The organism is Pseudomonas sp. 37 R 15, from assembly GCF_900004865.1.
GTDB classification, from domain to species: Bacteria; Pseudomonadota; Gammaproteobacteria; order Pseudomonadales; family Pseudomonadaceae; genus Aquipseudomonas; species Aquipseudomonas fluorescens_AM.
Map to the genome: position 1 here is coordinate 88099 of NZ_CVTV01000011.1, position 10593 is coordinate 98691.

At 61.0% G+C, this 10593-nt stretch carries 10 protein-coding genes; 4 read left to right on the plus strand and 6 right to left on the minus strand.

The window, feature by feature from the left end; genetic code table 11:
* Window positions 1-37: 37 nt before the first annotated feature.
* The 4 genes from BFQ04_RS02970 to BFQ04_RS02985 all read right to left on the minus strand — a co-directional run bounded on the left by BFQ04_RS02970 (window position 38) and on the right by BFQ04_RS02985 (window position 4242).
* On the minus strand, window positions 38-1006 hold the full coding sequence (locus BFQ04_RS02970) for a FecR domain-containing protein (protein WP_065949516.1): 969 nt from the start codon (window positions 1004-1006) through the stop codon (window positions 38-40).
* The gene (locus tag BFQ04_RS02975; RefSeq protein WP_057723624.1) at window positions 1003-1521 is read right to left on the minus strand and encodes an RNA polymerase sigma factor; all 519 of its coding nucleotides are present in this window, start codon (window positions 1519-1521) and stop codon (window positions 1003-1005) included. Before BFQ04_RS02975 ends, BFQ04_RS02970 begins: the two co-directional genes overlap by 4 nt.
* A gap of 94 nt (window positions 1522-1615) precedes the next feature.
* A complete protein-coding gene (locus BFQ04_RS02980) occupies window positions 1616-2323 on the minus strand; it encodes a 3'-5' exonuclease (RefSeq protein WP_065949517.1) in 708 nt (235 codons plus the stop codon).
* Entirely contained in the window at window positions 2320-4242 is a 1923-nt protein-coding gene (locus BFQ04_RS02985) for a putative nucleotidyltransferase substrate binding domain-containing protein (protein WP_175413237.1), read from the minus strand. Before BFQ04_RS02985 ends, BFQ04_RS02980 begins: the two co-directional genes overlap by 4 nt.
* A gap of 244 nt (window positions 4243-4486) precedes the next feature.
* Here BFQ04_RS02985 and BFQ04_RS02990 point away from each other — a divergent pair, with 244 nt between their 5' ends.
* Window positions 4487-4933 (plus strand): response regulator, encoded by a 447-nt coding sequence (locus BFQ04_RS02990; RefSeq protein ID WP_065949519.1) that lies wholly within the window; start codon window positions 4487-4489, stop codon window positions 4931-4933.
* Between the two features lie 163 nt (window positions 4934-5096).
* On the opposite strand, the gene BFQ04_RS02995 is transcribed toward BFQ04_RS02990, so the two are convergent.
* Window positions 5097-7274: a malate synthase G gene (locus tag BFQ04_RS02995; protein ID WP_065949520.1), complete on the minus strand. Its 2178-nt coding sequence runs from the start codon at window positions 7272-7274 to the stop codon at window positions 5097-5099.
* 363 nt (window positions 7275-7637) lie between these two features.
* Between BFQ04_RS02995 and BFQ04_RS03000 the strand changes: the two genes are divergently transcribed.
* Window positions 7638-8150, plus strand: a complete 513-nt coding sequence (locus BFQ04_RS03000) for a glycine cleavage system protein R (RefSeq protein WP_065949521.1) — start codon at window positions 7638-7640, stop codon at window positions 8148-8150.
* A gap of 221 nt (window positions 8151-8371) precedes the next feature.
* Here the strand turns inward: BFQ04_RS03000 and rarD are convergent, their stop codons facing one another.
* The gene (gene rarD, locus BFQ04_RS03005; protein ID WP_065934285.1) at window positions 8372-9256 is read right to left on the minus strand and encodes an EamA family transporter RarD; all 885 of its coding nucleotides are present in this window, start codon (window positions 9254-9256) and stop codon (window positions 8372-8374) included.
* Between the two features lie 165 nt (window positions 9257-9421).
* Between rarD and BFQ04_RS30270 the strand changes: the two genes are divergently transcribed.
* Both BFQ04_RS30270 and BFQ04_RS03015 read left to right on the plus strand, forming a co-directional pair.
* Window positions 9422-9724, plus strand: coding sequence for a transposase (locus BFQ04_RS30270; RefSeq protein WP_065949522.1), 303 nt, complete (start codon window positions 9422-9424; stop codon window positions 9722-9724).
* A complete protein-coding gene (locus BFQ04_RS03015; RefSeq protein ID WP_065949523.1) occupies window positions 9721-10557 on the plus strand; it encodes an IS3 family transposase in 837 nt (278 codons plus the stop codon). Before BFQ04_RS30270 ends, BFQ04_RS03015 begins: the two co-directional genes overlap by 4 nt.
* Window positions 10558-10593 lie beyond the last annotated feature (36 nt).

The following is a 10593-nucleotide window of genomic DNA, read 5'->3' on the forward strand; positions in this document are numbered from 1 at the left end:
GCTTGCCCCCGATAACGGTCTTCAGATGCCGCAGAACCTAAGGCCTACCCTTGACGGTCACCCACCACGGCGTGTGCTGCTCGATCTGCACCGGCAAGGTCGGCAACAGCGCATTGAGCGCCAGGGTGGTGTCGTGCAGCGGGAAGCTGCCGGTGATGCGCAGGTCGGCCACGCTGTCGTCCACACCCAGATGGCCGCTGCGATAACGGCCGAGCTCAGCCACCACATCGCCCAGGCGGGCGTTGTCGACCACCAGCATGCCGCGGGTCCAGGCGTCGCTGGCCGGCGGAACGGCAAGCGGCGCACCAAGGCCGTCGCTGCGCATCAGCACTTGCTCGCCGGCCTTGAAAATCTGTTCCTGAGGCAATGCTTCAGGCTGGGCGGCCACCGCCGATTGCAGCACGCTCAGGCGCGTGGCGTCGTCCTCGCGCCTCACGATGAACCGCGTACCCAGCGCCCGCAGGTTGCCGTCGCCGGTTTGTACAGAGAACGGGCGCGGATCGTTATGGCCGGTCTCGACCAGGATTTCGCCCTCCTGCAACACAATCAAGCGGCGTTTATCGTCGAAACGCACGTCAATGGCCGTGTGGGTATTGAGGTTGATCCGGGTGCCGTCCGCCAGCTCAAGGGTGCGCTGCTCGCCGGTGGCGGTGCGTTGATCGGCCAGCCAATAGTGGATGGGCACATAGCGCTCGCCGGCAAACAATGCCAGGCCACACACCAGCGCGATGCTCGCCAGGCCACGGCCCAGTTTGCGCATGCGCTGGTGCGCAGTATCGCGCGATTGCAACAATGCAGCCCGCGCAGGGCCGGAAGCTGCGCTGAAACGTTGGTCGAGCATGCCCAGCTGGCGCCAGGCGCGGGCGTGTTCTTCGTCGCTGGCCAGCCACTTGGCGAATTCTTCCTGTTCCACCACGCTGCCGTCGCCGGAATCGAGGGACAGTTGCCAGGCAATCGCGGCGTCCAGCACACGGGCCGACACCGGCTTGGCGCTGATCAGGCTCACGATGGCTCGCCATACAGCGCGATGTAGCACTGGCGAATGCCCTGGGCGAGATACTGGCGCACGCGCGGCACCGACACACCCAGGCGCTGGGCGATGTCTGCATGGCCCAGGCCGTCGAGGCGGTTATAGAGGAAGGCGGCGCGGGCTTTGCTCGACAGTTTGCCGAGCAGACGGTCGATGGCCTTGAGGTCTTCGAGGATCAGTTGCTGCGCTTCAGGCGATGGGTGTTCGCTTTCCGGGATCAGCATCAATTCGGTGAGGTAGGCCTGTTCCAGGGCGGCGCGGCGGAAGTAGTCGAACAGCAAACCCTTGGCAATCGCGACCAGAAAGGCGCGTGGCTCGCGAGGTTCGCGCAGGCCGTCACGGCCCAGCAGGCGCATGAAGGTGTCCTGGCTCAGGTCTTCGGCGCGGCTCGGGCAAGCCACGTTGCGCCGTAGCCAGGCCAGCAGCCAGCCACGATGGTCGCGATACAACGCGCCAACAAGCTCACTGTGTGGGGTCTGGGCCGACGACAAGGCATCACCGAATAAAGTTTAAACTAACGAGAATTATTCGCGATTGTCTCAGAGGTGTGTGGTGGGCGCAATTGGCGTCTGTCGGGCAGCGCCACTAAAACGATGGCGCCTGTTTACGCCGCCGCCATTGGCTCAAGCGCGCGTGCAGCGCGTGGGGCGTGTCGATGTGTTGCTGGCGTGCGCGGCTGAACAGGATCAGCATCAGCTCCGCCGTGGCCAGTGCATCGGCACTGGCGTGATGGCGCTCGCCCACCTGCAACCCGAAATGGTTGATCCATTCATCCAGACCGGCCTCACGGATGTTCGCCTCAGGGCACAACAGCGGGGCGATATCGGCCACATCGAGAAAGGGATGGCCCAGGCGATAACCCAGGCTTTCCTTGAGCGCCCGGCTCAGCATGTGTTGATCGAACGGCGCATGGAAGGCCAGCAGCGGGCTGTCGCCCACGAACGCCATGAAATCCAGCAGCGCATCCACCGGGTCGCTGCCGGCCGCGATTGCGCTGGGGCCGAGGCCGTGGATCAGCACGCTGGGGCTGAGTTTGCCGGCGGTGCGTTGCAGGGTGCGTTCGAACATTTGCGAGAAGTCCACCGCACCGTCCTCGATGACCACGGCGCCGATGGACAGCACCTGGTCACGGTTGAGGTGCAGGCCGCTGGTTTCCAGGTCGACCACCACCCAGCGCTGGCTGCGCAAGGGCGCATCGCCCAGTGCGGCGGGCGCGGTCAGTTGGCCCAGGCGCTGCTGCTGCGCCGCATTGAGCCGCGGTTTTTTCGCGCGCAGCCAGCTGAACAGGCTCACAGCTGATACCGCAAGGTCAGGCTGCTTTGCAGGCGCTGGGCCTGACGCAGGGATTCGCGCAGGATGCGCCGGTCCAGGTGATTGAGGCTGTCAGGATCGACGCGGTTGGAGTACGGCAGGTTTTCCCGGGTCTGTACCTGATGCTGCTGCATGCGGGTTTGTTGAATGAAGTGGTAAGCCTCTTCGTACGCCGCCCCGTCCAGTGGTTCGATCACCTGTCTGGCGACCAACTGGCGCAGCCGCTCCAGGGTGTTGTTGGCGTGGATGCCATGGGCCAGGGCCAACAGGCGCGCACCGTCCACGAACGGCGTAAGGCCCTGCACCTTGAGATCCAGGGTGGCCTTTTCGCCGCTTTTGCGCGTCAGCACAAACTCGCGAAAGCGCCCTACGGGTGGGCGTTGGCGCAAGGCGTTCTCGGCCAGCATGCGTTGGAACAGCCGGTTGTCCGCCACCTGATCCAGAATGCCCTGGCGCAGTTGTGCGCAACCCTGCTCATCGCCCCACACCACGCGCAGGTCGAAATAGATGCTCGAACCCAGCAGGTTCTCCGGCGTGGCGTCGCGAATGAAGGCGGCAAACCGTCGGGCCCATTCGGCCCGTGACAGGCACAGTTCCGGGTTGCCGGCCATGATATTGCCCTGGCACAGGCTGAAACCGCACAGCGCCAGGCTCTGGTTGATCTGCTGCGCCAGGGGCAGCAGGCGCTCGCGAATCTCGGCGGCTTCCACCGCGTCTCGGGCCTCGAACAGGATGCCGTTGTCCTGGTCGGTGTACAGCGTCTGTTCGCGGCGGCCTTCGCTGCCAAAGCACAGCCAACTGAAGGGCACGCCAGGGTCGCCTTTTTCCGCCAGGGTCAACTCGATGACCCGGCACACGGTGTGATCGTTAAGCAAGGTAATGATGTGGGTGATCTGCGTAGACGACGCGCCGTGGGCCAGCATGCGTTCGACCAGCTGGCCGATCTCGCCGCGGATCGCCACCAGTTGTTCCACACGGGATGCGTTGCGGATGGTACGCGCCAGGTGCACCAGGTCGACGCGTTGCAGGGAAAACAGGTCGCGCTCCGAGACCACGCCGCACAGGCGCTGGTCCTGCACCAGGCACACATGGGCGATATGCCGCTCGGTCATGGCGATCGCCGCGTCGAACGCGCTGTGGTCCGGGCTCAGGAAGAACGGCGCCTGGGTCATATGGGCGGCGATGCCTTGACTGAAATCAACGGTGCCGTCGGCCACCACCTGGCGCAGGTCACGCAGGGTGAAGATGCCCAGCGGCGCCTTGTGCTCATCGACAATCACAATGCTGCCGACCTGCTGCTCATGCATCAGCCGCACCGCTTCGCGCAGCGCAGTGTCCGGGCTGCACATGACCGGGTGGCGCATCGCCAGTTCACCCAGGCGAGTGTTCAACGAGTATTGGGTGCCGAGGGTTTCCACGGCTTTTTGCTGCACCTGCTGGTTGACCTGGTCGAGCAGGCTGCTGACACCGCGCAAGGCGAAATCACGAAACGGGCTGGAAAGGGCGAACAGCTTGATGAACGCCATCTTGTTCAGTTGCAGGCAAAAGGTGTCTTCGCAGGCTTTGTGCTCGGTGCGGGTGGCGCGTTCACCGAGCAGGGCGGCGAGGGGGAAGCATTCGCCGGTGGTGATCTCGAAGGTGGGGTCTGTCGAGTCCGGCCGCTCGCCGACCACGCGACCCTGCTTGACGATATAAAAATGCTCGACCGGCCCGCCCGACGGCTTGAGGATGCTGTCGCCGGGGCCATAGAAACGCAGTTGGCACTGCTCCACCAGAAACGCCAGGTGCGCATTTTCCATCTGGTTGAACGGTGGGAAGCGCTGCAGGAATTGCAGGGTGCCGTGGATGTTCTGCAACACGGCGGTTTTACCCGCCTGCGTGAAAGCATCAGCTTTACTCATAACAGTGACCGCAGTTTTTTTGTCGTTATCGTGCTGCATGGTCGACTTCTGCACGGCGGGTGCCCATTGGACGTAAGTCTAGGTCGGTGACCCCTGCGCACAACTAGGGAAAAGCCTTACATGACTATCGTCCAAAACCCGTGGAACGCCCACTAGGCAAACTTTCCGACGAAGTGCACATTGTTCGCCCCTCCGCAGATGTCTGACGAGTGCTGGGAGATTGATAAGAATTGCTGAGAAACGTATGTCCGACCACGATATTTTGAGTGATGCCGAGCGCGAGGCGCTGAGCGCCGTGATGCTGGAGCCTGATTTACCGCCACAACGCGTGTTGATCGTGGACGACGACAAGGATGCGCGTGAACTGCTGGCGGAAATCCTCGGGCTGGACGGCATTCGCTGCATGACGGCTGACAACGGGGAGCGCGCGTGGGAGTTGTTGAAGTCGCACAGTTCCATTGGTTTGCTGATCACCGATTTGCGCATGGCGCCGAGCAACGGTTTGCAGCTGATCCGCCAGGTGCGCGAATCGACCCGTGCGGCGTTGCCGATCATCATCATGTCGGGTGACGCCGAAGCGCCGGATGTGATTGATGCGATGCATTTGAGCGTGGTGGACTTTCTGCTCAAGCCGATTGATAGCGTTAAGTTGGCGAAGCTGGTGAAGCGCGAGTTGGGGATGGTTTCCTGATTTTTGTGGTGAGTGTGATGGCCTGATCGGGGGCAAGCCCCCTCCCACATTTGAATGTGCTCACAAATCAAAGTGTGGGAGGGGGCTTGCCCCCGATAGCGCCAGTCCAGCCACCCCACCCGCAAATAAAAAGCCCTGATCTGGCGATCAGGGCTTTTTTCATTCACAGGCCATTTTTAGCCTTGAACTCCCGACGCCGGCGGTGCAACACCGGCTCGGTGTAACCGTTGGGCTGTCTGGTTCCTTCAATCACCAACTCCACCGCCGCCTGGAATGCGATGTTGCTGTCGAAATCCGGCGCCAGCGGGCGGTACAGCGCGTCCCCGGCATTCTGGCGGTCCACCACCGGCGCCATGCGCTTGAGGCTTTCCATGACCTGGGCTTCATTGACGATGCCGTGGCGCAACCAGTTGGCGATGTGCTGGCTGGAGATGCGCAGGGTGGCGCGGTCTTCCATCAGGCCCACATCGTTGATGTCCGGCACTTTCGAACAACCGACGCCCTGGTCGATCCAGCGCACCACGTAGCCAAGAATGCCCTGGGCATTGTTGTCCAGTTCGTTGCGGATCTCTTCTTCGGACCAATTGGTATGTTGCGCCAGAGGAATCGTCAGGATGTCATCCACCGAGGCACGCTCGCGCTTGGCCAACTCGGCCTGGCGGGCGAATACATCGACTTTGTGGTAGTGCAATGCATGCAGTGCAGCCGCCGTTGGCGACGGTACCCAGGCCGTGTTGGCACCGGCCAGTGGGTGAGCGATTTTCTGTTCGAGCATCGCGGCCATCAGGTCGGGCATCGCCCACATGCCTTTACCGATCTGTGCACGCCCTTGCAGGCCAGTGCTCAAGCCAATATCGACGTTCCAGTTTTCGTAGGCGCCGATCCACTTCTCGGATTTCATCGCGGCCTTGCGCACCATGGCGCCGGCTTCCATGGAGGTGTGGATTTCGTCGCCGGTGCGGTCGAGGAAGCCGGTGTTGATGAACACCACGCGCTCGCTGGCCGCCTTGATGCAGGCCTTGAGGTTGACCGTGGTGCGGCGCTCCTCGTCCATGATCCCGACTTTCAGCGTATTACGCGCAAGGTTCAGCACGTCTTCGATGCGGCCGAACAGCTCGTTGGTGAACGCCGCTTCTTCGGGGCCATGCATCTTCGGTTTGACGATGTACACGGAACCTGTGCGGCTGTTCTTGCGCGAGCTGTTGCCGTTGAGGCTGTGGATCGCCGCCAGGCTGGTGAGCAGGCCGTCGAGGATGCCTTCCGGCACTTCGTTGCCGTCTTTATCGAGGATCGCGTCGATGGTCATCAAGTGGCCAACGTTGCGCACGAACAACAGCGAGCGGCCGTGCAGGGTGACGTCGTTGCCATCCACGCCGGTGTAGACGCGATCAGGGTTCATGGTGCGGGTAAAGGTCTTGCCGCCCTTGGCCACTTCTTCGGCCAGGTCGCCCTTCATCAGGCCGAGCCAGTTGCGGTAGATCACCACTTTGTCGTCGGCATCCACGGCGGCGACGGAGTCTTCGCAGTCCATGATGGTGGTCAGCGCAGCTTCCATCAGCACGTCTTTGACGCCGGCGGCGTCGGTCTGGCCGACCGGGGTGCCGGCGTCGATCTGGAGCTCGAAATGCAGGCCGTTGTGCTTGAACAGGATCGCAATCGGCTCGGCCGCAGGGCCCTGGAACCCGATCAACTGCGCGTCGTCACGCAGGCCGCTGTTGCTGCCGCCCTTGAGGCTGACGATCAGCTTGTCGTCGACGATCTTGTAGCCGGTGGAGTCGACGTGGCTGCCGGCGCTGAGCGGCGCGGCTTCATCGAGGAAGGCGCGGGCGAAGGCGATGACCTTGTCGCCGCGCACTTTGTTGTAGCCCTTGCCCTTTTGCGCGCCGTCGGCTTCGCTGATGGCATCGGTGCCATACAGCGCGTCATACAGCGAACCCCAACGTGCATTGGAAGCATTGAGGGCGAAGCGGGCGTTCATCACCGGCACCACCAATTGAGGGCCGGCCATGCGTGCGATTTCGTCGTCGACGTTTTGGGTCGAAGCCTGGAAGTCTGCGGCTTCTGGCAGCAGGTATCCGATGTCTTGCAGGAAGGCTTTGTAGGCCACCGGGTCGTGGGCCTGGCCGGCATGGGTCTGGTGCCAGGTATCGATGCGCGCCTGGAAATCGTCGCGTTTGGCGAGCAGGGCTTTGTTCTTCGGCGCCAGGTCGTGAATAACCTTGTCGGCGCCGGCCCAGAACTGGTCGGCAGTGATGCCGGTACCGGGAATGGCTTCGTTGTTCACGAAGTCGAACAGGACTTTGGCGACCTGCAGGCCACCGACTTGAACGTGTTCAGTCATTGCTTGCCTCACTCTGCGGAGCTTATGCGCTTTTTCAGATTTTCATTATGTAGTGCACGGTTGGGCATACTACATGATGACTTGCGGTTGTGAAAATTAGACTAAATACGTCGTTTAGCGACCCACTTTGGTCGTACGGTCACAGCGGAGAATCAGATGTTCTCAAAAAACTATTGGATTGTTCCAGATAAATATAAAAATGGTACACGATTTGTTTTCGAGCTACCGCGCGTCCACCTTGTAGGAGCGAGCTAGCTCGCGAAAAACCTGAGAGCACCGCTGGTGTCAGTTTTTTCGCGTTATTGTTGACGACCTTCGCGAGCAAGCTCGCTCCTACAGGAATCGCACCCGAGGTACTTCGCCATGGATCATCTTGTACTCACAATTATCGCCGCCGACAAACCCGGCCTGGTTGAACGCATCGCGCACAACATCGCTGCCCACGGTGGCAACTGGCTGGAGAGCCGCATGGCCCATATGGCTGGGCAGTTTGCCGGGATCCTGCGCGTCAGCGTTCCCGCAGAGAACCGTCAGGAACTGGTGGGGGCGCTGGAGGACTTATCCACCCACGGCATTCGCGTACTGGTGGGCGAGGGCAGTTCCGGCCAGGCATCGGCTTCCAAACCGATCGTGATGACCCTGGTGGGCAATGATCGCGCGGGCATCGTGCGGGAGATCACTGCGCTGTTGAGCAGGCAGGGCGTCAACCTGGAGCGCTTGAGCACCGATGTGCGCCCGGCCCCGATGAGCGGCGATCCGCTGTTCAACGCCGAGGCCTTGTTGCAGGTGCCGTCTAGCTTATCCCTGGAGACGTTGCAGGCGTCCCTTGAAACCCTGGCAGACGATTTGATGGTAGAACTGCGCAACGATGAATGACCCCCATGAGGTTATGCATGGAAATCTTGCATGGGCCTGTGGATAACCTGTAGAGACTCGACGCCAGGCCCCGCTGGCCGGGCCTCTTCGCCAGCTGAGTAAAAAACGAGCAGTTTCAATGGCTTGTGCACAAATGGCGGGGACCAGGTTGTGGATAACCTTGGGGTGAATGTCTGCAAGCCAGGCCGGCTATGGCTTGCAGGGCTTTGAGCGTTTTTTGATCAGCGTTTGCGCACGCTCAGCCAGATATCCACGCTGTACACCACCAGGCCCGCCCAGATAAAGGCGAAGGCGGTCAGCGTGCTGGGCGCCAGGTGTTCGCCGAACAGCAGCACGGCTTCCAGTAGCACCAGGGTGGGCGCTACGTACTGCAGAAAGCCCAGTGCCGTGTAGGGCAGATGCCGCGCGGCGGCGTTGAAACAGACCAGCGGGATCAGCGTCACCGGGCCTGCGGCCACCAGCCACCAGGCCTCGGAGGTGCTCCAGAATTCCAGCTGTGCGCTGTGGGCCGTCGGGTTGAACAGCAACCAGGCGATGGCAATCGGGACCAGCATCCAGGTTTCCACCACCAGCCCCGGCAGGGCTTTTACCGGCGCCTGTTTGCGGATCAGCCCGTAGAAGCCAAACGTCAGCGCCAGTACCAGCGATACCCACGGCAAACTGCCGACTTGCCACACCTGTTGCGCCACACCGACCGCCGCCAGAACCACGGCTACCCATTGCAGGCGGCGCAGGCGTTCGCCGAGCAGCAGCATCCCCAGCAGTACGTTGACCAGCGGGTTGATGTAGTAACCCAGGCTCGCTTCCAGCATGCGCCCGGTGTTGACCGACCATACATACGTCAGCCAGTTGGCCGCGATCAACGAACCGCTGAGGGCCAGGATCGCCAGGCGCCTGGGGTTGTCGCGCAGCTCGCGAAACCAGCCCGGGTGTTTCCACACCATCAACAGCAAGCCACCGAACAGCGCCGACCACAGCACGCGATGCACGATGATCTCGGCGGCGGGGACACTGGCAATGGCTTTGAAATACAGTGGGAACAGGCCCCAGATGACATAGGCGCTCAGGCCCAGGATGTAACCCTTGCGGGGGTTGGCGGCGTGCATTGCAGAATCCTTGCTCAGGCAGCTTACAAAGCGCGATTGTAAGGATATTTGTCCATGCATGGGGCCCCGCTTCGCTTTTATGTGGGAGGGAGCTTGAACTGGCCTAATGATTTTGGACACTTCAATCGGGCGCTATGATAGCGCCCAAATCTGAGGTGTTTGGTTATGCGTAAATCTTATTCGAGTGAGTTCAAGCTCAAGGCTGCCAGCATGGTGTTGGATGAAGGTCAGCCGGTTACCGAGGTGTGTGCCACCCTGGATATCGGCCCCACAGCCCTGCGCCGCTGGGTCGATCAAGTGCAAAAAGAACGCTTGGGCTCGACCCCGGTAGGGGCCAAGGCGATTACTGCTGATCAACGAGAAATCCAGAGGCTCAAAGCTCTGCTCAGAGAGAAAGACCTGGATATCGAAATTCTAAAAAAGGCCAGTGCTCTCCTGCTTTTGGACGCCAAAGATCATTCACGTTGATCGATGAGCTGGACGAGCAGTACGGCGTTAAAAGGTGTTGCCAGGCGTTTGGGGTCAACCGCAGTAGCTTCTACGCCTGGCGCCAGCGCCAAGGCAGAGCAAATCCTGAGAGGGATAAGCTCAAAGCCGCGCTGGTCAGGCACCACAAGGCGTCCAGAGAGTCGGCCGGTGCACGTACGTTGTCCAAGGAGCTACAAGCCAAAGGGCATCGTATCGGGCGTTATATGGCTCGCAGTTTGATGCGCGAAGCTGGCATCGCCAGCCGTCAGCGCAGGCGCCATAAGTACAGGTCGCCGGGCGTGGAGGCCTTGGTGGCGCCGCACGTGCTCAAGCGAAAATTTGATGTGACGGCGGTTAATCAGGTGTGGTGTGGCGACGTGACATATATCAAGGTCGGCAAGCGGTGGATGTACTTCGCCGCCGTTCTGGATTTGTACGCTCGCAGGATCGTGGGCTGGTCGTTCTCGATGATTTCTGATGCCAACCTGACCTGCGAAGCGCTACGCATGGCGGTTGAGCTACGCGGCCATCCCCAGGATGTGTTGTTTCATTCTGACCAAGGTTGTCAGTACACCAGTCATAAATTCCGAAACGAGCTGCTGAAACAGGGGTTTAGGCAGAGTATGAGCCGTAAAGGCGAATGCTGGGACAACGCCCCGATGGAGCGTTTCTTTGGCAGCTTGAAATCAGAGTGGGTGCCTGAAACGGGCTACAAACTGGAACATGAGGCCCGAGCAGACGTGCAGCGCTATGTCTCGCGCTACAACATCAGCAGGCCTCATAGCTACAACGACTACCGGTCGCCGGTCGTGAAGGAAAGGTTGGCGGCGTGAACCTTAATCAGTGTCCAAGATTACTTGACCAGTTCA